Source organism: Atlantibacter sp. (genome assembly GCF_032062175.1).
GTDB lineage: Bacteria > Pseudomonadota > Gammaproteobacteria > Enterobacterales > Enterobacteriaceae > Atlantibacter.
In genome coordinates this window covers 22,846-46,134 of record NZ_DAMBQK010000019.1, presented here as the reverse complement: position 1 = coordinate 46,134, position 23,289 = coordinate 22,846, and the positions used below count along the sequence as shown (strand labels likewise).

General features: G+C 51.4%; 20 protein-coding genes and 1 tRNA gene. 11 read left to right on the top strand and 10 right to left on the bottom strand.

What is annotated here, in order from left to right:
- Window positions 1-175 precede the first annotated feature (175 nt).
- The 5 genes from fdnG to RT120_RS16045 all read left to right on the top strand — a co-directional run bounded on the left by fdnG (window position 176) and on the right by RT120_RS16045 (window position 7,022).
- A complete protein-coding gene (fdnG, locus tag RT120_RS16065) occupies window positions 176-3,226 on the top strand; it encodes a formate dehydrogenase-N subunit alpha (protein ID WP_312984138.1) in 3,051 nt (1,016 codons plus the stop codon).
- Window positions 3,227-3,238: 12 nt separating this feature from the next.
- On the top strand, window positions 3,239-4,162 hold the full coding sequence (gene fdxH, locus RT120_RS16060) for a formate dehydrogenase subunit beta (RefSeq protein WP_312984135.1): 924 nt from the start codon (window positions 3,239-3,241) through the stop codon (window positions 4,160-4,162).
- The gene (gene fdoI / locus RT120_RS16055) at window positions 4,159-4,794 is read left to right on the top strand and encodes a formate dehydrogenase cytochrome b556 subunit (protein ID WP_002435439.1); all 636 of its coding nucleotides are present in this window, start codon (window positions 4,159-4,161) and stop codon (window positions 4,792-4,794) included. The genes fdxH and fdoI overlap by 4 nt, the downstream gene beginning before the upstream one ends.
- Window positions 4,791-5,720: a formate dehydrogenase accessory protein FdhE gene (gene fdhE / locus RT120_RS16050; RefSeq protein WP_312984133.1), complete on the top strand. Its 930-nt coding sequence runs from the start codon at window positions 4,791-4,793 to the stop codon at window positions 5,718-5,720. Before fdoI ends, fdhE begins: the two co-directional genes overlap by 4 nt.
- Window positions 5,721-6,107: 387 nt before the next feature.
- The gene (locus RT120_RS16045) at window positions 6,108-7,022 is read left to right on the top strand and encodes an alpha/beta hydrolase (protein WP_312984131.1); all 915 of its coding nucleotides are present in this window, start codon (window positions 6,108-6,110) and stop codon (window positions 7,020-7,022) included.
- A 34-nt stretch (window positions 7,023-7,056) separates the two neighbouring features.
- Here RT120_RS16045 and yicI read toward each other — a convergent pair whose 3' ends face one another.
- Together yicI and RT120_RS16035 are read right to left on the bottom strand one after the other, a co-directional pair.
- Window positions 7,057-9,381: an alpha-xylosidase gene (yicI, locus tag RT120_RS16040; protein WP_312984129.1), complete on the bottom strand. Its 2,325-nt coding sequence runs from the start codon at window positions 9,379-9,381 to the stop codon at window positions 7,057-7,059.
- A gap of 3 nt (window positions 9,382-9,384) precedes the next feature.
- Window positions 9,385-10,788, bottom strand: coding sequence for a glycoside-pentoside-hexuronide family transporter (locus RT120_RS16035; protein ID WP_312984127.1), 1,404 nt, complete (start codon window positions 10,786-10,788; stop codon window positions 9,385-9,387).
- Between the two features lie 291 nt (window positions 10,789-11,079).
- Here RT120_RS16035 and RT120_RS16030 point away from each other — a divergent pair.
- Window positions 11,080-11,174, top strand: a tRNA-Sec gene (locus RT120_RS16030).
- A 149-nt stretch (window positions 11,175-11,323) separates the two neighbouring features.
- Entirely contained in the window at window positions 11,324-12,352 is a 1,029-nt protein-coding gene (locus RT120_RS16025; protein WP_312984125.1) for a RhuM family protein, read from the top strand.
- A gap of 162 nt (window positions 12,353-12,514) precedes the next feature.
- Here the strand turns inward: RT120_RS16025 and RT120_RS16020 are convergent, their stop codons facing one another.
- From RT120_RS16020 to RT120_RS16010, 3 genes are read right to left on the bottom strand one after another with little or no spacing between them, the layout of a single operon-like run.
- On the bottom strand, window positions 12,515-13,174 hold the full coding sequence (locus RT120_RS16020) for a hypothetical protein (RefSeq protein ID WP_312984122.1): 660 nt from the start codon (window positions 13,172-13,174) through the stop codon (window positions 12,515-12,517).
- Window positions 13,171-14,724, bottom strand: coding sequence for a dGTPase (gene dgt / locus RT120_RS16015; protein ID WP_312984120.1), 1,554 nt, complete (start codon window positions 14,722-14,724; stop codon window positions 13,171-13,173). The genes RT120_RS16020 and dgt overlap by 4 nt, the downstream gene beginning before the upstream one ends.
- A 17-nt stretch (window positions 14,725-14,741) precedes the next feature.
- Window positions 14,742-14,918 (bottom strand): YlcI/YnfO family protein, encoded by a 177-nt coding sequence (locus RT120_RS16010; protein ID WP_312984118.1) that lies wholly within the window; start codon window positions 14,916-14,918, stop codon window positions 14,742-14,744.
- 127 nt (window positions 14,919-15,045) lie between these two features.
- Here RT120_RS16010 and RT120_RS16005 point away from each other — a divergent pair, with 127 nt between their 5' ends.
- Entirely contained in the window at window positions 15,046-15,354 is a 309-nt protein-coding gene (locus RT120_RS16005) for a SymE family type I addiction module toxin (RefSeq protein WP_312984117.1), read from the top strand.
- A 93-nt stretch (window positions 15,355-15,447) separates the two neighbouring features.
- On the opposite strand, the gene RT120_RS16000 is transcribed toward RT120_RS16005, so the two are convergent.
- Window positions 15,448-18,030 carry an EAL domain-containing protein gene (locus tag RT120_RS16000; RefSeq protein ID WP_312984114.1) on the bottom strand — a complete coding sequence of 861 codons (2,583 nt, stop codon included), beginning with the start codon at window positions 18,028-18,030 and terminating at the stop codon, window positions 15,448-15,450.
- A gap of 198 nt (window positions 18,031-18,228) precedes the next feature.
- Window positions 18,229-19,194, bottom strand: coding sequence for a diguanylate cyclase domain-containing protein (locus RT120_RS15995; protein WP_312984112.1), 966 nt, complete (start codon window positions 19,192-19,194; stop codon window positions 18,229-18,231).
- A gap of 549 nt (window positions 19,195-19,743) precedes the next feature.
- Here RT120_RS15995 and RT120_RS15990 point away from each other — a divergent pair.
- On the top strand, window positions 19,744-20,274 hold the full coding sequence (locus RT120_RS15990) for a hypothetical protein (protein ID WP_312984110.1): 531 nt from the start codon (window positions 19,744-19,746) through the stop codon (window positions 20,272-20,274).
- Between the two features lie 38 nt (window positions 20,275-20,312).
- Here the strand turns inward: RT120_RS15990 and RT120_RS15985 are convergent, their stop codons facing one another.
- Both RT120_RS15985 and RT120_RS15980 read right to left on the bottom strand, forming a co-directional pair.
- Entirely contained in the window at window positions 20,313-20,792 is a 480-nt protein-coding gene (locus tag RT120_RS15985; protein ID WP_125292856.1) for a ferritin-like domain-containing protein, read from the bottom strand.
- A 221-nt stretch (window positions 20,793-21,013) separates the two neighbouring features.
- Window positions 21,014-21,184, bottom strand: a complete 171-nt coding sequence (locus RT120_RS15980; RefSeq protein ID WP_312984214.1) for a general stress protein — start codon at window positions 21,182-21,184, stop codon at window positions 21,014-21,016.
- Window positions 21,185-21,580: 396 nt separating this feature from the next.
- Between RT120_RS15980 and RT120_RS15975 the strand changes: the two genes are divergently transcribed.
- Both RT120_RS15975 and map read left to right on the top strand, forming a co-directional pair.
- Window positions 21,581-21,829: a ParD-like family protein gene (locus RT120_RS15975; protein WP_312984108.1), complete on the top strand. Its 249-nt coding sequence runs from the start codon at window positions 21,581-21,583 to the stop codon at window positions 21,827-21,829.
- Entirely contained in the window at window positions 21,826-22,608 is a 783-nt protein-coding gene (map, locus tag RT120_RS15970) for a type I methionyl aminopeptidase (RefSeq protein WP_312984106.1), read from the top strand. Before RT120_RS15975 ends, map begins: the two co-directional genes overlap by 4 nt.
- A gap of 26 nt (window positions 22,609-22,634) precedes the next feature.
- Here map and RT120_RS15965 read toward each other — a convergent pair whose 3' ends face one another.
- Window positions 22,635-23,264: an amino acid ABC transporter permease gene (locus tag RT120_RS15965; RefSeq protein ID WP_409515062.1), complete on the bottom strand. Its 630-nt coding sequence runs from the start codon at window positions 23,262-23,264 to the stop codon at window positions 22,635-22,637.
- Between the last annotated feature and the right edge of the window lie 25 nt (window positions 23,265-23,289).

Here is a 23,289-nt window from a genome sequence, read left to right as displayed (position 1 = left end):
CTTAACACTATTGTGGTATTCTGGGGGAACTATCCCTCCTGGAAGGAGGGCTAATCCAGCAATTCTGAACCTTTGCGGATACAACCGCAAAATAAAAACAAAGACCCAATGAATTTCGTGCGCAGGATAGCGAAAAACAGCGGGGAAGTGACAATGTCAAAACAAGGAGCGATCCATGCAGGTCAGCAGAAGGCAGTTCTTTAAGATCTGCGCTGGCGGTATGGCAGGCACCACGGCAGCAGCGCTGGGCTTTGCCCCCAGCGTCGCGCTTGCGGAAACACGGCAATATAAATTGCTGCGCAGCCGCGAAACCCGTAACACCTGTACATACTGCTCCGTTGGTTGTGGGCTGTTGATGTACAGCCTCGGCGACGGCGCAAAAAACGCGAAAGAATCCATCTTTCACATTGAAGGCGACTCGGACCACCCGGTCAACCGTGGCGCACTGTGCCCGAAAGGCGCAGGTTTAGTCGATTTCATTCACTCAGAAAGCCGTCTCAAAGCCCCGCAATATCGCGCGCCAGGCTCTGATAAATGGCAGGACATTAGCTGGGATGAGGCATTTGACCGCATCGCTAAGCTAATCAAGCAGGACCGCGACGCCAACTTTGTGGCGCAAAATGATAAAGGTGTGACGGTAAACCGCTGGCTCACCACCGGGATGCTGTGCGCATCCGCCTCCAGTAACGAAACCGGTTATTTAACCCAGAAATTTTCCCGCGCCCTCGGCATGTTAGCCGTGGATAACCAGGCGCGTGTCTGACACGGACCAACGGTAGCAAGTCTTGCTCCAACATTTGGTCGCGGTGCGATGACCAACCACTGGGTAGATATGAAGAACGCCAACCTCATCGTGGTGATGGGTGGGAACGCGGCAGAAGCGCATCCGGTGGGATTCCGCTGGGCGATGGAAGCCAAAATCCACAATGGCGCGAAACTGATTGTTATTGACCCACGCTTTACGCGTACCGCATCGGTGGCCGATTTCTATACCCCGATCCGCTCTGGTACTGACATTGCTTTCCTGTCAGGCGTATTGCTGTACCTGTTAACCAACAACAAATTCAACCGTGAATACGTTGAGGCGTACACCAACGCCAGCCTGATCGTGCGTGAAGATTACGGCTTCGACGACGGCCTGTTTACCGGTTATGACGCCGAAAAACGCAAGTACGACAAAACCTCCTGGAACTACGAGCTGGATGAGAATGGCTTCGCGAAACGCGATACCACGCTGAGCCATCCGCGCTGCGTGTGGAACCTGCTGAAAACCCACGTTTCCCGCTATACGCCGGACGTGGTTGAAAACATCTGCGGCACGCCGAAGGCGGATTTCCTGAAGGTTTGCGAGTACATCGCGGAAACCAGCGTTCACGACAAAACCGCATCGTTCCTGTATGCACTGGGCTGGACCCAGCACTCCGTGGGCGCGCAGAACATCCGCACCATGGCGATGATTCAGTTGCTGCTCGGCAACATGGGCATGGCAGGCGGCGGCGTCAACGCCCTGCGCGGTCACTCCAACATCCAGGGCCTGACCGACCTCGGCCTGCTGTCCCAGAGCCTGACCGGCTATATGTCGCTGCCGAATGAAACCCAGGCCGACATCCAGGCCTATCTCGCCGCCAACACGCCGAAACCGCTGCTGGAAGGCCAGGTGAACTATTGGGCCAACTACCCGAAATTCTTTGTTTCGCTGATGAAAGCCTTCTATGGCGACAAAGCGACGGCGGAGAACAACTGGGGTTACGACTGGTTGCCGAAGTGGGATAAGGGTTACGACGTCCTCCAGTACTTCGACATGATGCACCAGGGCAAAGTGAATGGTTACTTCTGCCAGGGCTTTAACCCGGTGGCCTCATTCCCGAATAAAAACAAGGTTGTAGCGGCGCTGTCGAAACTGAAGTTCCTGGTGACCATCGATCCGCTCAACACGGAAACCTCCACCTTCTGGCAAAACCACGGTGAGCAGAACGACGTGGATTCGGCGGCAATCCAGACCGAAGTGTTCCGTCTGCCCTCCACCTGCTTCGCCGAAGAGAACGGTTCTATCGTCAACTCTGGCCGCTGGTTGCAGTGGCACTGGAAAGGCCAGGACGCACCGGGCATCGCGCTGAACGACGGCGAGATCCTGGCGGGCATCTTCCTGCGCCTGCGCAAGATGTACGCTGAAGAAGGCGGCGCGTGCCCGGAACAAGTGCTGAACATGACCTGGAACTTCCTGACGCCGCATAACCCGGCGCCGGAAGAAGTGGCGATGGAAAGCAACGGGAAAGCGCTGGCGGATATCACCGACCCAGCCACCGGCGCGGTGATCGTCAAGAAAGGCCAGCAGATCAGCAGCTTCGCGCATTTACGCGATGACGGCACCACCTCAAGCGGATGCTGGATTTTCGCCGGTAGTTGGACGCCGGAAGGCAACATGATGGCGCGCCGCGATAACTCCGACCCGTCTGGACTTGGCAACACGCTGGGCTGGGCATGGGCGTGGCCGCTAAACCGCCGCATCCTGTATAACCGCGCCTCCGCCGACCCGCAGGGCCAACCCTGGGATCCGAAGCGCCAGCTTCTGCGCTGGGACGGCGCAAAATGGAGCGGCGCGGATATTCCGGACTACAGCACCGCAGCGCCGGGCAGCGATGTCGGGCCGTTCATCATGCAGCCGGAAGGCATGGGACGTCTGTTCGCTATCGATAAGATGGCTGAGGGTCCGTTCCCGGAACACTACGAGCCGTTTGAAACGCCGCTCGGCACCAACCCGCTTCACCCGAATGTAGTGTCCAACCCCGCCGCCCGCGTCTTTAAACATGACCTGGAAGCGATGGGTAAAGCCGATAAGTTCCCGTATGTCGGGACCACCTATCGTCTGACGGAGCACTTCCACTACTGGACCAAGCACGCGCTGCTCAACAGCATCGCCCAGCCGGAACAGTTTGTGGAAATCGGTGAGAAGCTGGCTAACAAGCTGGGCATCGTCCAGGGCGATACCGTGAAAGTCTCCTCCAACCGTGGCTATATCAAAGCCAAAGCGGTGGTGACTAAACGTATTCGCACCCTGAAAGTGAACAATCAGGACGTCGATACCATCGGCATTCCGATCCACTGGGGCTACGAGGGCGTGGCGAAAAAAGGCTTTATCGCGAACACGTTGACGCCGTTTGTCGGCGACGCCAATACCCAAACGCCGGAATTTAAGGCGTTCCTGGTGAACGTGGAAAAGGTGTAACGGAGACGACTTATGGCTTATCAATCGCAAGACATTATCCGTCGTTCCGCGACTAACGGTTTCACTCCCGCGCCCCACGCGCGGGAACACCAGCAAGAGGTGGCGAAACTTATCGACGTGACCACTTGCATCGGCTGTAAAGCCTGTCAGGTGGCCTGTTCCGAGTGGAACGACCTGCGTGACGTGGTGGGGAATAACGTCGGGGTGTATGACAACCCGGCGGATCTCACCGCGAAATCCTGGACGGTGATGCGCTTCTCGGAAGTGGAGCAGAACGACAAACTGGAATGGCTGATCCGCAAAGACGGCTGTATGCACTGCGCCGACCCGGGCTGCCTGAAGGCATGCCCGGCGGAAGGGGCAATCATTCAGTACGCTAACGGCATCGTCGATTTCCAGTCAGAGCAGTGCATCGGCTGCGGCTACTGCATCGCCGGCTGCCCGTTCGACGTGCCGCGCCTGAACCCGGAAGACAACCGCGTCTATAAATGCACCCTGTGCGTAGACCGCGTCACCGTGGGCCAGGAACCGGCGTGTGTGAAAACCTGTCCGACCGGGGCGATTCATTTCGGCTCGAAAGAGGACATGAAAGAGCTGGCCAGCGAGCGCGTGGCGGAACTGCAAACCCGTGGTTACGACAAAGCGGGCCTGTACGATCCGGCGGGCGTGGGCGGGACGCATGTGATGTATGTACTGCATCACGCCGACAACCCGAATCTGTATCACGGGCTGCCGGAAAACCCGGAAATCAGCGATACCGTTAAATTCTGGAAAGGCGTCTGGAAGCCGCTGGCCGCCATTGGCTTTGCCGCGACTTTTGCCGCCAGCGTGTTCCACTATGTCGGCGTCGGCCCGAACCGGGCGGATGATGAAGAAGACAATCTTCACGAGGAGAAAGACCAGACTCGTGACGATCGTGAGGAGGGGCGCAAATGAGGAAACGTAACACCATCGTGCGCTACACCGCGCCCGAGCGCATCAACCACTGGGTCACCGCCTTCTGCTTCATCCTGGCGGCGGTGAGCGGGCTGGGGTTCCTGTTCCCCTCCTTCAACTGGCTGATGCACATCATGGGGACGCCGCAACTGGCGCGCATCGTCCACCCGTTTGTCGGGGTAGTGATGTTTGCGTCGTTTATCATCATGTTTTTTAGATATTGGCACCACAATCTAATCAATCGTGAGGATATCTTTTGGGCGAAGAATATTCGTAAGATCATCGTTAACGACGAAGTAGGTGACACCGGGCGTTATAACTTCGGCCAGAAGTGCGTTTTCTGGGCGGCGATTATTTTCCTGGTGTTGCTGTTGGTGAGCGGCGTCATCATCTGGCGCCCGTATTTTGCACCCGTCTTCTCGATTCCGGTGATCCGCGTGGCGCTAATGGTACATTCGTTTGCCGCGGTCGCCCTGATTGTGGTTATTATGGTGCATATTTACGCCGCTCTGTGGGTGAAAGGCACCATAACCGCAATGGTCGAAGGCTGGGTCACCTCCGCATGGGCGAAGAAACATCACCCGCGCTGGTATCGCGAAGTGCGCGAAAAACAGGATAAATCGACTGAATGAGTATTCGCATCATCCCGCAAGATCAGCTGGAGAAGGGCGAAAAACATACGGCGGATATGATTCCGCCGTTATTGTTCCCCCGGCTGAAAAACCTCTATAACCGCCGCGCAGAGCGTCTGCGCGAGCTGGCTGAAAGCAACCCGCTGGGCGACTATCTGCGCTTCGCCGCGCTGATCGCCCACGCCCAGGAAGTGGTACTGTACGACCACCCGCTGGAGATTGATTTAACGGCGCGCATCAAAGAGGCCGCCGCGCAGGGCAAACCGCCGCTGGATATCCACGTCCTGCCGCGCGACGCCCACTGGCAGAAGCTGCTGCACTCCATGATTGCCGAGCTGAAGCCAGAGATGAGCGGCACGGCGCTGGCCGTCATCGAAAATCTGGAAAAGGCCTCCGGCCCGGAACTGGAAGAGATGGCGAGCGCGCTGTTTGCTGCCGATTTCAGTACCGTCAGCAGCGATAAAGCTCCGTTTATCTGGGCGGCGCTGTCGCTCTACTGGGCGCAAATGGCGAGCCTGATTCCCGGTAAAGCGCGCGCGGAATACGGCGAACAGCGCCAGTTCTGCCCGGTGTGCGGCTCGATGCCGGTTTCCAGCATCGTGCAGATTGGCACCACCAACGGCCTACGCTATTTGCACTGCAACCTGTGCGAAACCGAATGGCACGTGGTGCGCGTAAAATGCAGCAACTGCGAGCAAACCCGCGATTTGCACTACTGGTCGCTTGATAGTGAACAGGCAGCCATCAAAGCGGAAAGCTGCGGCGACTGCGGTACTTACCTGAAGATCCTGTATCAGGAAAAAGACCCGAAAGTTGATGCGGTAGCGGATGATCTGGCTTCGCTGGTGCTGGACGCGCGTATGGAGCAAGAGGGCTTCGCCCGTAGCTCTATTAACCCGTTCCTGTTCCCGGGCGAAGGGGAGTAATTTCCCTGTCGCGTTAATTCCCGCCTTCGGTAGAGGGCGGGGATTAATTTAAATACCTATTTATATTGCTCAATGGCCTCAAGCAATAACGCTTCCTGAGAAAGCTCGCGACGCCTTGTGAGATAATGAAGCTGACGTATAACCTTGCCTGGCAATATCAGAAGTATTTTTCCATAAAACCCTCGCGATGAACTGCTCTGTTTCAATATCAACACTCTTCGGTCCTCATCTTACGGTTATAAAACAAAAATATAGTCTTTCGCGCTGTAACAAATCATGTTTTGCGAGATGCTTTCCAGAAGCCAATTTTTTAGCAAACCGGACTTGTTAACCGATGTTTTGCCAGGCTAGATTGCTGTATATCCATACAGATAAGCAGAGTGAAAAATGGCGTTTGAAACGGGAATCTCAACACTTGTCGATGAGTTTATCGCTGCCGGAAGGCCCTCGGTGCGGGATAAAACCATCGCTGAACGGCGCGCGGGATACATCGCCAGCACCGTGCTTGCCGGCGAGACCGAGCAGCGCGTCGATGTAAAAGACATCACGCTCGAAGGCATGCAGCTGCGCGTGGTATCGCCACTCAGCGGCAGCGGGAATTTACCGGCAGTGATTTACTATCATGGCGGGTGTTTTGTCAGCGGCGGGTTTGAAACCCATGACAATCAACTACGCCAACTGGCGTTTTATAGCGGTTGTCGGGTTATCGCTGTGCGCTACCGTCTGGCACCTGAACATGTTTATCCGGCAGCCCACGACGACGCTGAACGCGCCGCGCGGCTTATCTCTGCTCATGCCGACGCGCTGGCGATTGATGCTGCGCGCATTACGCTGGCGGGCGACAGCGCAGGTGGGCACATCGCCCTGGTGACTGCGCTGCGCCTTAAAGCCAGCGGCGGCTGGCAGCCCGCACGATTGCTGCTGATCTACCCCATGCTGGACGCAACGGCGCATTTCGAAAGCTACACCCGCAACGGGCTGGACTATGTCATTACTCGCGAGGTACTTTTGACCGGTTATGACGCGTATCTGACAGCCTGCAATCGCCTGCACCCCGAAGCCAGCCCATTATGGCGTGAGGATTTTGCCGGTTTGTCGCCCGTGCATATTGTGACGGCAGAATTTGATCCACTATGCGATGAAGGCGAAGCGCTTTTTGAACGGCTGACGGAGCAAGGCGTAAGCTGCACCTGCCAGCGCTGGCTTGGCGTGATCCACGGTTTCTTTCAACTAGGCGGCATCAGCCAGAGCGCCAGGGATCTGATGCACGATTTAGCATGGCGTGTGGCAGGCCGAAGATAACAGAACGCCGCCCGAAGGCGGCGGTGAAGAAGATTTACAGCGTGACGCTAAACGACAGTTCGCCGCTGATCGGGGTGATAACAATGCCCAACTCGCCCGGGTACGAACTGGCATTGGCAACCTCTCTGAGCTGGTGAATATTGCGCAGGCAGAGCGTCCAGTTGGTGGCATTACCCTCACCGTGCACCACCAGCTTATGGCCCTCGCGCTTAACATACAGCGTAAAAGCCACCGAACCGTTTGCTATCGGCACGTCGCACTGCGCTTCCCGGCCATCATCAAGGTTGAACAGCTGGAATGCGGTGCCATCATGCCAGGCATAATCCGGCTTCTGGTCATTGTTACCAAGGGCGAGCAGCGTGTTGTCGCGCACGTACACCGGCAGGCTTGAGAAGTCATGGCGCTGTTTATGCCAGCGGCTGCCGATCTGTTCATCGTTATGCCACAGATGCGTCCAGCGGCCTTCCGGTAGCCAGAATGACACATCGCCCGCCTCGCTGAACACCGGGGCCACCAGCAGGGAATCGCCCAGCATATACTGGCGGTCGAGGTAATCGCAGGCCGGATCGTCCGGGAATTCGAGCATCATGGCGCGCATCATCGGCGTCCCGCTGGCATTCGCCGTTACCGCCTGGCGGTACAGATAGGGCATTAAGCGGCATTTCAGTTCGGTGAAGTGGCGCACCACGTCGCAGGCTTCGTCATCATACGCCCACGGCACCCGGTAGGATTTGCTTCCGTGCAGGCGGCTGTGGCTGGAAAGCAGCCCAAAAGCGCACCAGCGTTTGTAAACGTGCGCGGGCGCGGTGTTCTCGAAGCCGCCGATATCATGGCTCCAGAATCCAAAACCCGACAGCCCAATGGATAACCCGCCGCGCAGGCTCTCCGCCATGGATTCATAATTGGCATAACAATCGCCGCCCCAGTGTACCGGGAACTGCTGCGCGCCCACGGACGCCGAGCGGGCAAACAGCACCGCCTCTTCTTCGCCGATGGTCTTTTTCAGCACGTCCCACACCAGCTCGTTGTAGATGAAAGCGTAATGGTTGTGCATTTTCTGCGGATCGGACCCGTCATACCACACCACATCAGTGGGGATGCGTTCGCCGAAGTCGGTTTTGAAGCAGTCCACGCCCATCCTCACCAGCCGCTTCAGATGGTCCGCATACCACGCGCTCGCCGCCGGATTGGTGAAATCGACAATCGCCAGACCCGGCTGCCATTTATCCCACTGCCACACCGCGCCATTCGGGCGCTTCAGCAGATAGCCTTTTTCCATCCCTTCCCGGAACAGCGGCGATTTCTGGCCAATGTACGGGTTGATCCACACGCAGATTTTCAGGCCGCGGGCTTTCAGGCGCTGCAACATGCCCACCGGATCCGGAAACGTCGCCGGGTCCCATTCAAAATCGCACCACTGGAATGCTTTCATCCAGAAACAATCGAAATGGAACACGTGCAGCGGCAGCCTGCGCTCCGCCATACCGTCGATAAAACGGTTCACGGTGGCTTCATCGTAATTGGTGGTAAACGAGGTGGTGAGCCACAGCCCGAACGACCAGGCAGGCGGCAGCGCCGGGCGGCCCGTCAGGCGGGTATAGCGGTCCAGCACCGCTTTCGGCGTCGGTCCGTCGATCACAAAATATTCGAGATACTCCCCTTCTACGCTGAACTGCACCTTTGAGACTTTCTCAGAACCTATTTCAAACGACACGCACTCAGGATGATTCACCAGCACGCCGTAGCCGCGATTGGTCAGGTAAAACGGGATATTCTTGTACGCCTGTTCGGTGCTGGTGCCACCGTCGCGGTTCCAGGTCTCCACCGTCTGGCCGTTGCGCACCAGCGCGGTAAAGCGCTCGCCCAGGCCGTATACGGTTTCGCCCACGCTGAGATCCAGCCGCTCGAACATATACTGGCGCGAGGCATTGCCGTCCTGCACATAGCCGTTGTTTTTCACCTGGCTGCCGGTGATGCGCACGCCATCACGCAGGAAATCGAGCGCCCAGTTTTCACCTTTGGTCACCCGCACGCTCAAATCGCCGCTTTTCAGTTCAGCAAATTCCGGCGTGTTGCGTATCTCAACCTGCACATTATCCATCATGTTAAGCGGGTAATGCGGGCCGTTGTCGACTGCGCCCTGAAAGTGCTCGAGACGTACGCCGATGATGCCCTGCTGCGGGGAGAAAAAGCGCAGGGTGAATAACGGCGTGTCGAGCTGCCAGGTGCGCTCGCGCACGTCGCGCGGCGCGGCATACACCACCATCTCGTTGCCATGCTGTTCAACATCAAACACCTGAAGCGGATGCGTTAACGTCAAGCCCGGCTGGATAAGCCAATTTCCATCGCTGATTTTCATCTGTTATCCCTCTGAATGATTCAGGTCTTTGCTGACCGGTAACTTTTCAAATTCCCGCTGATGGCTGCGCGCGCTCTGCCCCAGCTCGTTGAGGATGTTGCGTAATAGCGGCGTTTTCAGGGTGTAGAAGCGTTTGGCGATGAGGGCGCTCAGCACGTAACAGATGCCCGGCACGAGGGTAAACAGCGCAATGATAATGGTGATGGTGGCGCTGTTCTGGGTATGCGCGGTGGCGTCATAGCCGCCGCCTGCCAGCATCCAGCCAATCAGCGCGCCGCCCAGCGCCAGGCCCAGTTTCAGTACAAACAGCGTACCCGCAAAGCTGATGCCGGTGAGGCGTTTGCCGTTGCGCCATTCGCCGTAGTCCACGGTATCGGACATCATGACCCACTGGATCGGCGTGACGAGTTGGTGCAGTACGCCGATGGCGAAGTTAAACACGAACATCAGGACGGTGGATTCCAGCGGCACAAAGAACATCGCGACGCTCAGCACCGCCAGCGCGGCGTTGGTCCACCAGAACACGCTGACTTTGCATTTCCAGTCGGTGAGGGGTTTAGCGAGGGCGCTGCCAATCAGGTTGCCAACGCAGTAAACGCCGAGGAACCAGGAGAACAGCGCCGCATCCCCCATAATCCAGGTGACGTAATACATCATCGCCCCGCCGCGCACGCACACCGCCAGGATATTGAGGAGGGTGAGCAGCCCGACGACGCGCCACTGGTCGTTTTGCAGGATATCGCGCAAATCCTCGCGCATGGTGGAGGTGCTGGGCGGCGCATCGACGCGCTCTTTGGTGGTAAAGAAGCAAAACGCCAGCATCAGAAAGGCGACTACCGCCAGCACGGCGATCCCGCCCTGGAACCCGAACGCTTTATCGTCGCCGCCAATCAACTGCACCAGCGGCATCATCAACACCGTGGAGAGCATGCCGCCGAGGGTCGCCAGCACGAAGCGCCAGGATTGCAGAGAAATACGCTGCTCCGGGTCGCTGGTGATTACACCGCCCAGCGCGCAGTACGGGATGTTAACCACCGTATACATCAGGGTCAGCAGCGTATAGGTGACGGCGGCGTAAATCATTTTTCCGCTCATGCTCAGGTCTGGCGAGCTGTAGGCGAACACGCACACCACGCCGAAGGGCAACGCGCCGAACAGCACCCACGGACGAAACTTGCCCCAGCGGCTGCGGGTGCGGTCGGCAATCAGGCCCATCGCCGGGTCGGAAATGGCATCCAGCGCGCGGGCCAGCAGGAACATGGTGCCGACAAACCCGGCGGGAATACCGAAGATATCCGTATAAAAAAACATCATATAAAGCATGACGTTATCAAACACGATATGGCTGGCGGCATCTCCCATGCCGTAGCCAATCTTCTCTTTAACCGATAACACTTGATCGCTCATGGCGGCCATCCTTATCACACAGCGTAAAATTTCGCTTAAGGTGTTTTAGCCCCGCACAGCGACGCGTGGAATTGTGTTTTCTGGTTATTTATTTATGTTAATTGTTTTCTGTGATCGAATTAACTCATTGATATTTAAATCAATTAGTTTTTGTGACGGATAGAATTTTCTTATTCATACGGTAGATGATTTTTGTTTACGCGTAAGGCGAGAAAAAAGAACGCAGCGGGTATTGGTAAGCGCCTGAAACGCGCCTATAATGCGCCGGCCTCCATGTAGCAATGAAGGCTCGGAAGATCGTCGTCTCCGGTGAGGCGGCTGGACTTCAAATCCAGTTGGGGTCGCCAGCGATCCCGGGCAGGTTCGACTCCTGTGATCTTCCGCCATTTTTATCTCTATCCGCTCGGTTAATTCCCCGTGTTTCCTAAAACATTTCCAGTAAATAAACACATCACTGGCGATGAGTTTTATCCTGGTTCTCTGTCATACTTAGCCGACTACGACGTTTTTAGCCCGGATAAAGCGGAGGCGGCACATGGAAGATAAACATTTAACGCAACCCCCAGCGGGTGAGTTTCTTATATTTGCCAGTGGTGACGGGAAAGTGCGTATTGATTGCCGCTTCGAAAGCGATACGCTGTGGCTCTCTCAAGCAATGATCTGCGAACTGTACGGCAAAGCCAAAGCAACGATCAGCGAGCATATTAAGAACATCTTTGAAGAAGATGAACTCGACGAGAATTCAGTTGTTCGGTTTTACCGAACAACTGCCAGCGATGGTAAAAGCTATAATGTTCAATACTTTAGTTTACCGTTAATTCTCGCTGTTGGTTATCGCGTCCGCTCCACCCGGGGTACGCAATTCCGCCAATGGGCAACTCAAACGCTTCAGGAATACCTGGTTAAAGGGTTTGTGATGGACGATGAGCGGCTGAAAAATCCGCCTGTTGGAACGTCCGCTGTACCTGATTATTTCGATGAGATGCTCGAACGCATCCGCGACATTCGCGCCAGCGAGCGCCGGGTGTATTTGCGGGTTCGGGAGATCTTTGCATTGGCCGCCGACTATCAGCCTTCGCTTAAAGAGACCACACAATTTTTCCAGATTATTCAGAACAAGCTCCATTTCGCTTGCACCGGCCATACCGCAGCTGAACTTATTCATCAACGGGCAGACGCCAGCAAACCGAATATGGGTCTGACTAGCTACAAAGGCGATGAAGTGCATAAATGCGATATTACCGTCGCGAAGAATTACCTTAACCAGGATGAAGTCAGCGAGCTTAACCGCGTCGTTAATATGTGGCTGGATTTTGCTGAAGACCAGGCCCGACGCCGACAGCAGGTTTTTCTGCGAGACTGGCAGGAGAAGCTGGACCAGTTTCTGCAATTTAATGACCGTGATGTTTTGCAGGGCGCCGGGAAGATCAGCAAGAGGATGGCTGATGATAAGGCACAGGCGGAATATGTTCTGTTTGCTGAGCAGCAGCGGAAGTTAAAAGAGGCTGAAGGTGAGAAGAAGCTTATAGAACTGTTACAGTGGCGAAAAGATGCCAAAAATTAGTTTCGCATGCATCCCATCTCAATAAATAAAATAATTTAGGATATCAAAAATATACATCAACTAAATCATTAAATATACAAGTTTCGATAAATAAAATGATTTCAATAATCTATTTAATTAATTGTTACTTATCATCTTTATTAAAAGTCACTCTTTAAATATTTAGTAGTGTTTTTTAAATATATCTCCATCACGACTACCATGAAAGCCAGTAGCATTTATTAATCCAATATATGTCGGGTATTTTTTGTATTGCGAAGTATTTTTGCTCCACCGCAACGATGAATATCCAGCTAATATACGGTGCCCAACCCATCTATCATCAATAATCTTAGAAGCACCAGGAATATTTAACAATAATAAACTTCCCATAAATTTTATCCATTCTGATGATGTTAATATTTTGTTTCCATAGGCGTGAAATGATCTACCACTGCTGTAAACTTGGAATTCCATATCCCAATAAGAACAGAAGTCAATGAATGTGGATTCTAATAATTTGCTGTCTTTGCCACCAAAATCAATCAATGGGAAATGATATTCTGAACCCAAATCATAAATGGTTGAACTTAAAGCCAACTCTTGATCATCTTCTAAATTCACCAATAAATCAAAAATAGAAGATTTATCAAGCTCATTAATGGAAATATAAAAACTCTCTCTTTCATCTTTGAAAGAATGTGGTTTATATCTATATCTACTAAAATTAATTGAAGCTGATGATGATAAGCAATTCCAATGTTGATAAAGTGATAAAATTTCACATATCCATAAAATAGGATGGCGACTAAGTTTCATATTTCCCGACAAAGTTCTATTCATTTAATATGTATCCCCTTTAACAACTGGTACACTTCCATTGAAAACTGATCCGTCATACCTGAAACAAAGTCCACTACAAGATGAGTCCTAAGATGCCATTCATTTTCATTTTTTTCCTTATTATACATTTTTTCAAAATAATCATCACTCCATTTTTCATCTCGAACAGAAATCTGTGCAATAGCCGTTTTATAAGCATTAAGATGTTTCTCAGGCAAGCGATTAAAAAGTCTCCTTTCAATATGTAATTTTTCAATGTTGATTTTTTTAACATTATTTGTAAGCAAATAAGAGAACTGAGTTTTTGTAAGAGATAAAATCTTTATAAATTCATCAAGTATTCCTTTGATAATAGCAAATCCGGATAGTTCCATTTTTTCTGCTTCATACGAAGTGAAAAGATAATTTGCAGTATAGTTTTTGAGAATATCAAGTAGATCATACTCAATTGTTTTTCTTGCTATTAAAGTTTCATTAACATCAAACATCATAAATTGAGAATACTTCTTGACAAAATTTTTAGAAACTTTTTCCACTAAGTAATTCGATAACGTTGTTTTAAAAGATAAGAACTTACTTATTGGCTGTATGTCCTCTTCTCTTTCTAAAGAATTTATCAACTCATTGCAAATTTTAATGTCTTTTTTATATATTTTCTTTAATTTCTTTAAATCATTAATAACATAGTTAGAAAATTCTCTAGTATCAATAATCCTTTTTTCAATACCATCCTCAATGTCACTAATACAATAAGATATGTCATCTGAAGCCTCCATAAGAAAACTTAACGGATGTCTTTTATTATTAGTAATCTTAAGCTCCCCCCATGCTTTATAAATAACTTCTTTTTCGGTATCAAAATATCCAATTTTTTTGCTAAATGGCAGCTGCAGTTCATCCGACGGTTTATCACTAGGGCAGTATGTATACTTTAGAAAGCTTGCAAGTTGACTATACGTGAGATTAAGCCCGTTTAAACCATCCTCACCTTGTAACTTGGTAAGTATTCTGAATCCTTGTGGATTTCCATCAAAAACCAAAAAATCTTCTAAAAGGTATTTATAACTTTCTGATTTTGCTTCTTCGCTATTTAAAGAAAGCGACTTAACGAGAGCCTCATGAATATTATCGCTAGAAGCCCATTCTTTGATTGCTGCTTCACCAAAATGACCAAAGGGTGGATTACCGATATCATGAGCCAAACATGATATCTCTACCATATTAGCAATTGCTAAACTGTTTTCCTTCCAACAATCCTTTTCATCTTTATTTATATTTCTCGAATTTTGGACTAGCTCAGAAATAGTGGCAACTATATATCTACCAATATGTGAAACTTCTATTGAATGCGTTAATCTTGAACGTACAGAAGAATTACTTTCAAGAGAAAAAACTTGAGCTTTTTGCTGTAAACGTCTAAAAGCGGCTGAATAAATTAATCTTGCACGATCACTTTGCGTAGCTGCTAAAAGCCTTAAGTATGGAGATGTAAGTTTAGAATGTTTTGTTGTCGATTTACGATGCCGTTCAATTGTAAGATACCTTTGCATTTCAAAATCCTCAAAATTTAATTACTGTATTTAAAGCTGTTGCTGAGCCTGGCCCTACAAGCTTCTTTAACCCACTTACTAAAATTCCCTTTCCCAGCAGCTTTCTCAATCTGTTCCAGTAAATCATCTTCGAAGCGAATGTTTTTCATTGTACTTTTAGTGCGATCAAAACTGAGCTTCTTTTTATCTTGCATGGTAGGTACCATTTGAGTTAAGTTATGCTCAGATGGTACCTACCATCTGAAACCGAATCAAGCGACGCTCTAAAGTGCTGCAACACAAGAGAGCGTCTAACCACCACCAACTATCAAGGAGTTGATCATGGCTACCAACCATTCTACCAAATCCCCCCGCACTTCCAGAACAGACAAACCTCTCATTGTGGGATATCGACCGCAAGGCGGGGATACCAGCACGCCGCAAATTACGCTTTCCGGTAAATGGCTCGGTGAGGCCGGATTTGAACCCGGCCAGCATTACACCGTAAAAGCGAGCGATGGCTGTCTGGTAATTATGGCAATGAACTCGCGTGAGGAAGAGTTACTCGCCGAGTTAGAAACCACGCTCCGCACTATGGCGGAAATGAAGCGCTCATTAAGCCAGATCGGGAATGCCTTTAAAGCAGCCTGATTTTGCAAAGAGGCAGGCGCAAAGCCTGCCTCCATAACAAACCTGCTATCACCAAAGCAAAGCGTTAAAAGCCATCATGCCCTTTCACCGCATTCACACACCAAACCCCACACTAAAATCCAGTTTATCCAGCGCCACAGGCCGTCCGATAAAATATCCCTGCGCCTCATCGCACTGGTATTCTTTCAGCCGTTTTAACTGCTCCGCCGTTTCCACGCCTTCGGCGGTTATCGCCAGCGAATAGGCCTTACCAAGCCCAATAATATTCTCAACGATAATTTTGGCGTTATCAGACTCTTCCATAGCGAACACAAACGATTTATCCAGCTTTATCCCATCAAACGGGAAGCGCTTGAGATAACTTAATGCCGAATATCCCGTACCAAAATCATCAATCAGGAAACGAACGCCAATTTCTTTTAGCTGCGTCATCGTTTCCAGCGTAACCTCAGGATTGGAAATCGTGACGCTCTCGGTTATTTCCAGTTCCAGCCGCGACGGATCAAGTCCGGTTTTTTGCAGAATGGTTTTCACCCGCTTCGCCAGGCCACCGGTATTAAACTCCACCGCCGAGATATTCACGGAAATCTTTAAATCCGATGAAAGACGCATACTGTCGAGGCAGGCTTTTTCAAGCACCAGATCGCTCATGGCGATAATCAGGCCCGTCTCTTCCGCGAGAGGAATAAACTGATCCGGCATCAGTAATCCATAGCGCGGATGCTGCCAACGGACCAGCGCTTCAACAGCGGCAATACGCGACGTTTGAAGATCATAACGGGGCTGATAGACCAACTGGAATTGCCCTTCGCTCAACGCCTCGCGGAACTCTTTTTCCATTTCCCGACGCTGGATTAAATACTCGCCCATATCCGGCTTGTAGAACACCCAGTTATTACGCCCGCTGTTCTTCGCTTTGTACAACGCAATATCGGAAAAGCGGATTAAATCACTGGCATCCATTGCATCCTGCGGGGCTAATGCAATCCCCATGCTCACGCTGATATGTACTTCATTCCCGTTAACCATAAAAGGGCGGCTTATTTCTTTGGTGATGCGCTGGCAGAGTGTCTCAATATCTTTTTGCACATAAATATCCGGCAAGATAAGGATAAATTCATCACCCCCCTGCCGGGCGACGAGATCGACTTTTCGGGTACAGGCGCGCAACCGGCTGGCGACTTCGTTAAGCAGTTCATCACCCGCGTTATGTCCAAATAAGTCGTTAACCGGTTTGAATTTGTCCAGGTCGAGGCTAATCATTGCCAACGGATGCGCCGGATCGGGCAGCGAGCGCAGCTTACCTTCCAAAAACTCTTTCATTCTTAGCCGGTTAGGCAGCCCTGTTAGCTCGTCATGGCGCGATAAATACTCTATGCGTTCTTGCGCTTCTACCTCAAGCGTCACATCGGTTACCGTGCCGCGAAATCCCAACGAACCGTCATCCATAATGGTGCGTTTCGCCACCAGGTTGCAGTACCGCTGATGCCCATGCGCGGAATAATAGCGGGCCTTTTTGATGGTGAAAGTGCTGCCCGCCTGCGTGTTAAGCAGCCATTGGGTAAAAGCAATTTTATCTCTGGGGATGAAATCCAGCATGCTCCGTCCAATCCAGCCCTCTGAATGATGGCCGGTAATGCCGGAAAAGCGGTCGGACAGCCACGTCAGGCGCGACTGGCTATCGGCTTCCCATATCCAGTCGGTGGTGGCTTCGATAACGTCGCGAAAGCGCCGTTCGCTTGCCGCCAGCGCTTGCCGGCTCTGCTCAAGAAGAAATACGTTTTCATCGTTTCTTTGCGCTTTGATGAGTGCGCCGCGCCGCATGGCCCAGGTGAACGTTAGGGTCGAAAGCATCAACAGCACGATTAACGGCAGTTCCCGGCTCATTAATTCTTTACCTGGATCATCGCTTCGCCACTCAATCAGCACATTGCCGCTATCGATTGGCAAAATAAGCTGCGCTTCCCGATAATTCGGTTTGGTTTGCAACATGCTTCCGTAGGTATGTACTTCCTGAACGCCATATTCGTTGCCCATCTGGCGCATTTTGGCTGGCGTCAGGACATCAACAAAAACCATCAGAGAGGCGTCACCCACCACGGGCGTAATGCTTTCATCATCGCCTGCCGTGATCCGGGCGGCGGCCAGTAAAGTCAGTTGTCCATTCGCCATCAGTAACCGCGAGATAGCTTTGCCCTGGGTTTGAGAAAGGTCGTTTATCAGTTCAGCGGTGACGCTGCGGTTGAGCCATTTCTCGAAAGATTGGCTGTCAAGACGGCCCTCAATCACGCTGTAGCGGGTTTCGCCAGTCGACGAAAGAACAAACACGCCCTCATAGTGGTAATTGGTATAAAGCGACTCGCCAAGGTTTTGGCTGTCCCATGCCCATTGCACATTAATCTGCTTATGAAGATTGTTGTACGCCTCCCCCCAGTCGGCGTTGTCCATTAAATTGGAGCGTATTTTTTCCTGTCGAGTAGTCAGCGCTTTTTGCAAAAGCAGGCTGCTGCGGGCGTCCGCTTTATCGTTAAGATTGTCGGCGATATAAAAAAGGCTCACTATCGCTGCCAGAAAAAGACAGCTCAGCAGCGCCACGGTAACAATAAATGTTTTCTTTACTATCCCGCTGGTTTCCCCTGAAAACGTGCCTACGTGATTAAAACGCTGCCAGTTCATTTTTTCTCCACCTCTTAATGGGTGAGTAAGAGTTAGCCTGCAAAACGGCTTCACCAGTAAAGGGGTTATCGGCAAACCCTGACCGTTATTGGGTACTGGCTATCCGTTTTGCTAACTGGATCATCTAATGAGGATCCTGATGATACGCGTAAGGTTTATGGTCATTCGCCTGGATCCCTGTAAACAGGCGCATGCGACTTACCGCGGGTGTTTTTTTCTTTTCTCGGTAAAGGTTGTCATGCTGGACAGTTCCAGCAAGCTCATCAGTGAACCGTGAACGTCTGGATCATAATTCGTCAGGCCGTAGGCATAATTAATGTGATAAGGCTTTTTTGATTTGTTATTAAAATCATCCATAAAAGATTGCAGATTGAACAGATAACTCTCGTCTGCATTATCAGTATGATGTTCCAGTAAAACAGCGAAGTCGCCTCTTCCTAAATACGCGCCGATATCATGCTTTTTAAGTGTGGATTTTATACAGGCTGCAAACGCTTTGAGGACAGTATCAGCCTCTTTATCGCCCATAATATCTCTTATTGATTTAATACTCTCAATTTCAAAATAGATCAGGCTGAAAGGAAGCTGATATTTAGTAAACTTCTCAAAACGTTTTTGACCGATTTTAAGGAAGCTTTGCTTATTCATCAGTTCGGTGACGTTATCCGCCATAGTCTTGCTGATAATAAGAAACTCATCCTCAACAATCGCCGCAAAATCAATCAGCGCATTGGCTTCTTCCATCGAAAAATCGCGCGGGACGCTGTCAACGATACAGAGCGTGCCGGCAATCATGCCGTCCGGCAACCGCACCGGATACCCTGCATAGAAACGCACGTGCGGCTCGCCGGTTACGAAGGGATTGTCGTGAAATCGTTTATCCTTCAGCGTGTCTTTAACCACAAACACCCCTTCTGAAAGGATGGCATGGGCGCAAAAAGAGGTGCTGCGCGGGGTTTCCCGTATATCGACGCCTGCGCTGGACAGTACCCACTGCCGCTCCCTGTCCAGTAAACTTAGCGAGGCGATAGGAACGTTAAAGGTTATCCTCATCAGACGGGTCAGTCTGTCGAATCTTTCATCGTTGTTTTTATCTAACAGATCAATTAAGTAGAGTGACTTTAGGCGTTCTGCTTCATTGGGTGGCGTGTCAGGAAATATCATATTTTTTCTCAAGCGTGACATCTATACATTAATTATCTTAGGTGAGGCGGAAAGAGATGGGAAACTTAATTTCATTCGCAATGTGATGCTCACGTTTAAATACTATTGAGATATGCCAGCGGGTAGGGAATGATATTTAAGCCAGGGGAGAGAAAAATGCTTTCTGCTTGTTATTAAATAAAAAGCAATGACCTAATCATCATTTTATGTTCTAGAAAACCCTCCTGAATTATATTTCATATATCTTAGGGCATAGAATACCCAGCAACCGCTTTTTTTTTATTCACTCGGTAGGCGTCTTATCTCTTCTGATAAGATTAATTGTTTTTTGAATCGAGCGATATTGACTCAATGTTTTAAATGCACTTGTTCGGTATTACCGAACAAGTGCCCCACGAACCAGTAACGCCACGCTCACTGCCTGAGGGCACCACTCAGCACCAGGCCCGGCGACGGGCCTGTGTCCTCTTATTTTCCCAATCTTTCCTGATACCAACCGGCTTAGCTTTGCTACAGTTTTCTAATGTTGCTTAATTTCAGGAACCACGCATGAAAATCGCCTGTCTGGGTTGGGGCTCACTTATCTGGAAACCGGAAAATTTACCCGTTGTCGGAGAATGGCAAACCGATGGCCCATTGTTACCGATCGAATTTGCCCGCGTCAGCGACGGCGGCGAACTGGCGACGGTGATTTGCGTTAACGCTGCACCCGTTCAGGTGCTCTGGGCCTGGCTTGATTTCGAAGACGTCACCGTTGCCTGCGATGCGTTACGCCAGCGGGAAGGCATTGATGAGGAGCGCGTTGATGGTATCGGGCTACTGATCATAGACGACACGCCGGAAGGCGAACTGGCGGAATGGGCGCAGGAACACGGTATTGAAGCCGTAGTCTGGACCGCATTGCCGGCGAAAAGCGCGGAAATGGAAGGGCGTGCGCCGACGGTGACCGAAGCCGTGGCTTATCTGGATAGTCTGACGGGAGAAACGCGCGAGCACGCGCGGGATTACGTCAAGAGCGTCCCTGAACAGATCGACACGGTCTATCGTCGGGCCATTGTTGAGGCGCTGGGGTGGCAGTAAGCAAAAAACGGCCTGCTTTCGCAGGCCCGCTTTGCTGACTATTTGTTACCTTCCGCGATACCGGTTAGTTTGGTATCGGTGGCTTTTTCCTCATTGAGGGTCTCTTCCAGCAGTTTCGCTGCTTCTTTATAGCCCAGTTTCAGGGCCAGGGTACGCAGCGTACCGTAGGAAGCGATCTCGTAGTGCTCCACTTTCTGTGCCGCACCGATAAGCCCTTCATCACGCAGCGTACCGGCTTCTACCGATTCGATGATTTCCTGCGCTTCTTCAACCAGGCCTTCCAGCGCATGGCACTTCATGCGGCGGATGCGAACACCCTCTGTCAATTCAACCAGTTGGTCGATACGCTCAATCTGGCCGCGGGTTTCTTCGAGGTGCGCCTCAAAGGCCGCTTTCAGATTCTTATCGGTTGCTGCACGTGCCATTTTTGGAAGCGCACGGGTAATCTGCTTTTCCGCGCTGTAAATATCTGACAGCTCGTGAATAAATAGATCTTCAAGTGTCTTAACTGAAGGCATAATATATTCCTCGTCTCGTCATCTTTGCCGTTACGGTTAATTATGGTGCATAAAAAACGGCACCCCTTTTCACTGAACGCAAACTTCCTGCGTAAGGGATACCGTTTGTATGCTTCGCTTAAAAATTAATTAAGCGGATAATAGAAACAACCTTCATTTAATTAGGTAATTAAACGACTGCTAATTTCAAAGGTAGGTAAACTTACCCAACGGAACCCGGCTTAACGACCGCCGCCGCCGCTGCTTTTACCGCCTTTTTTCCCCGCTTCGGATGCTTTCTGCGGGTCATTTTTGAAATTACCGCCGCTGTTTTGGCCGCCTTTTTTGCCAGCCTCAGAAGCACGCTGTTTATCTTCTGCAAAATTACCTGAACCGCCACGATGCTGAGTCATAATAATTTCCTCATTATGTTTTGGTGAAAGTTTTAATAAATTGGGAAGCGTTATTCCCGTCAAGCAGTGTTAACTATAGCCTGCATCACACTTCACGCAAGAATAAAATCCACTGCCGTCAGGTAATATATCCTGCAAATAAGATTTATCTCAGCATTAAATATGTGGGTAAAAAAACTAACTCCTTAAAATTCTGTCGTTTTAATAATTTTTAATAATTTTGAAGATCATATTTTAATAAAATCAATCTAAATATTCGTTATTAAAAAAATGATCTATCAGTATTTCTTATAGTTTCCAAAAATATATCCTGTATCCAGAACGGGTAAACGGCAGTCGCCAGCACCGGGATCGCGTGATAATATACGAATCGTATATGATTCGTATAGGTGAACCATGGGTATCGTTAAGATCTCTGATTTGATGCATGAAAATCTGCGTGTCGCCAGTAACGCCATGAGCCGTTCGATTAATGCCCAGGCGGAACACTGGATGAAAATCGGCATGCTGGCGGAACTGTATCCGCACCTCACCCACCAGCAACTCGCCCGCGCGCTGGTACAGGCTGAACTCAAAGGCGGCGTGGATATCACCTCTTTACTGGATGACACGCTTCCTGAAACCCAGGAAGGTGCCACACAATGACCATTGTTCTGCATACCCAAAAAGAAATCGAAATGGCGCGCGCCGCAGGCCATGCCGCCGCCAGGGTGCTGGAAATGATCGCGCCGCATGTGCGTCCCGGTATCTCCACTGACGAGATCGACCGGATCTGCCACGATTATCTGGTTAATGAGCTGAACGTGATCCCGGCGAACATTGGCTACCACGGTTACACCAAAACGGTCTGCACCTCGGTCAACCACGTGGTGTGCCACGGCATCCCTTCGGACAAGCTGCTGAAGAAGGGCGATATCGTTAATATTGATGTGGCGATTATCAAAGACGGTTGGTACGGCGATACCAGTCGCATGTACTTCGTGGGCGAACCGTCCATACGGGCACGTCGCCTGGTGGAAGTGACCTACGACTCGATGGTCGCGGGGATCAAAACCGTGCGTCCGGGCGCCACGCTGGGTGATATCGGCGCGGCGATCCAGCGCGTGGCGGAGGATGCCGGTTTCTCGGTAGTACGTGAATACTGCGGGCACGGCGTAGGGCGCGAATACCATGACGAGCCGCAAATCCTGCACTACGGTATACCGGGCACCGGCATCGTGCTGGAGCCGGGGATGATTTTCACTATTGAGCCGATGATCAACGCCGGTAAGCCCGCCACCAGCGTGCTGAGCGATGGCTGGACGGTGGTGACGAAAGACCGCTCGCTGTCGGCCCAGTGGGAGCATACCGTGGCGGTCACCGAAACCGGTTATGACCTGCTGACACCCTGGCCGGACGGCGTTGGTCATTACGCTCCGCTATAAAAAAGCGCGCCGAAGCGCGCGTTACATTATGGCTGAAGGGCCCGCCGCTGCCAGCGGCGGGCCAAAACGCCCAGCCCGCTACACAGCAGGTAATAAACCACGCCGACGAAGATAAAAATCGCCGTCGGGTAAATCTGCACCCGGCTGTTTACCTGCCCGGCCACCGTGGTCAGCTCCGGCACGTTGACGATAAACGCCAGCGACGTGTCTTTCAGCAGGCCGATAAAAATCCCCACCAGCGACGGCAACACATTGCGCAGCACCTGCGGCAGCAGGATCAGCCGGAGCGCCTGCCAGGGACTAAACCCCTGGGTCTGCGCGGCTTCATATTGCCCGGCCGGCAACGCCTGTAATCCGGCAAGCGTCGAGTGCATCACCGATGCCGAAGTAAACCACGCCAGCGCCAGCGTCACCGTGACCGCACCCGGCAGATCGATGCCCATCATCATCGGCAGCAAATACCACAGCCAGAAGATAACGAAGATCAGCGGGATGCCGCGGATCAGTTCCGCCCAGGCAAACAGCACGCGGCGCACCACGCCGGAATAACGCCATGCCACGCACGCCAGCGCAATCCCGCCGGGCAGCGCCAGCACACCAGCGCCAAAGGCCATCATCAGGGTCAATAGCACCCCACCCGGCTCGCCCTGGGCCATGCGGCCCCACAGCAAATAGTCGAGG

Coding starts and splice junctions, on each gene's coding strand:
- fdxH (WP_312984135.1), top strand. CDS start 3,239: ATGGCTTATCAATCGCAAGACATTATCCGTCGTTCCGCGACTAACGGT.
- fdoI (WP_002435439.1), top strand. CDS start 4,159: ATGAGGAAACGTAACACCATCGTGCGCTACACCGCGCCCGAGCGCATC.
- fdhE (WP_312984133.1), top strand. CDS start 4,791: ATGAGTATTCGCATCATCCCGCAAGATCAGCTGGAGAAGGGCGAAAAA.
- RT120_RS16045 (WP_312984131.1), top strand. CDS start 6,108: ATGGCGTTTGAAACGGGAATCTCAACACTTGTCGATGAGTTTATCGCT.
- yicI (WP_312984129.1), bottom strand. CDS start 9,381: ATGAAAATCAGCGATGGAAATTGGCTTATCCAGCCGGGCTTGACGTTA.
- RT120_RS16035 (WP_312984127.1), bottom strand. CDS start 10,788: ATGAGCGATCAAGTGTTATCGGTTAAAGAGAAGATTGGCTACGGCATG.
- RT120_RS16025 (WP_312984125.1), top strand. CDS start 11,324: ATGGAAGATAAACATTTAACGCAACCCCCAGCGGGTGAGTTTCTTATA.
- RT120_RS16020 (WP_312984122.1), bottom strand. CDS start 13,174: ATGAATAGAACTTTGTCGGGAAATATGAAACTTAGTCGCCATCCTATT.
- dgt (WP_312984120.1), bottom strand. CDS start 14,724: ATGCAAAGGTATCTTACAATTGAACGGCATCGTAAATCGACAACAAAA.
- RT120_RS16010 (WP_312984118.1), bottom strand. CDS start 14,918: ATGCAAGATAAAAAGAAGCTCAGTTTTGATCGCACTAAAAGTACAATG.
- RT120_RS16005 (WP_312984117.1), top strand. CDS start 15,046: ATGGCTACCAACCATTCTACCAAATCCCCCCGCACTTCCAGAACAGAC.
- RT120_RS16000 (WP_312984114.1), bottom strand. CDS start 18,030: ATGAACTGGCAGCGTTTTAATCACGTAGGCACGTTTTCAGGGGAAACC.
- RT120_RS15995 (WP_312984112.1), bottom strand. CDS start 19,194: ATGATATTTCCTGACACGCCACCCAATGAAGCAGAACGCCTAAAGTCA.
- RT120_RS15990 (WP_312984110.1), top strand. CDS start 19,744: ATGAAAATCGCCTGTCTGGGTTGGGGCTCACTTATCTGGAAACCGGAA.
- RT120_RS15985 (WP_125292856.1), bottom strand. CDS start 20,792: ATGCCTTCAGTTAAGACACTTGAAGATCTATTTATTCACGAGCTGTCA.
- RT120_RS15980 (WP_312984214.1), bottom strand. CDS start 21,184: ATGACTCAGCATCGTGGCGGTTCAGGTAATTTTGCAGAAGATAAACAG.
- RT120_RS15975 (WP_312984108.1), top strand. CDS start 21,581: ATGGGTATCGTTAAGATCTCTGATTTGATGCATGAAAATCTGCGTGTC.
- map (WP_312984106.1), top strand. CDS start 21,826: ATGACCATTGTTCTGCATACCCAAAAAGAAATCGAAATGGCGCGCGCC.
- RT120_RS15965 (WP_409515062.1), bottom strand. CDS start 23,264: ATGGCCCAGGGCGAGCCGGGTGGGGTGCTATTGACCCTGATGATGGCC.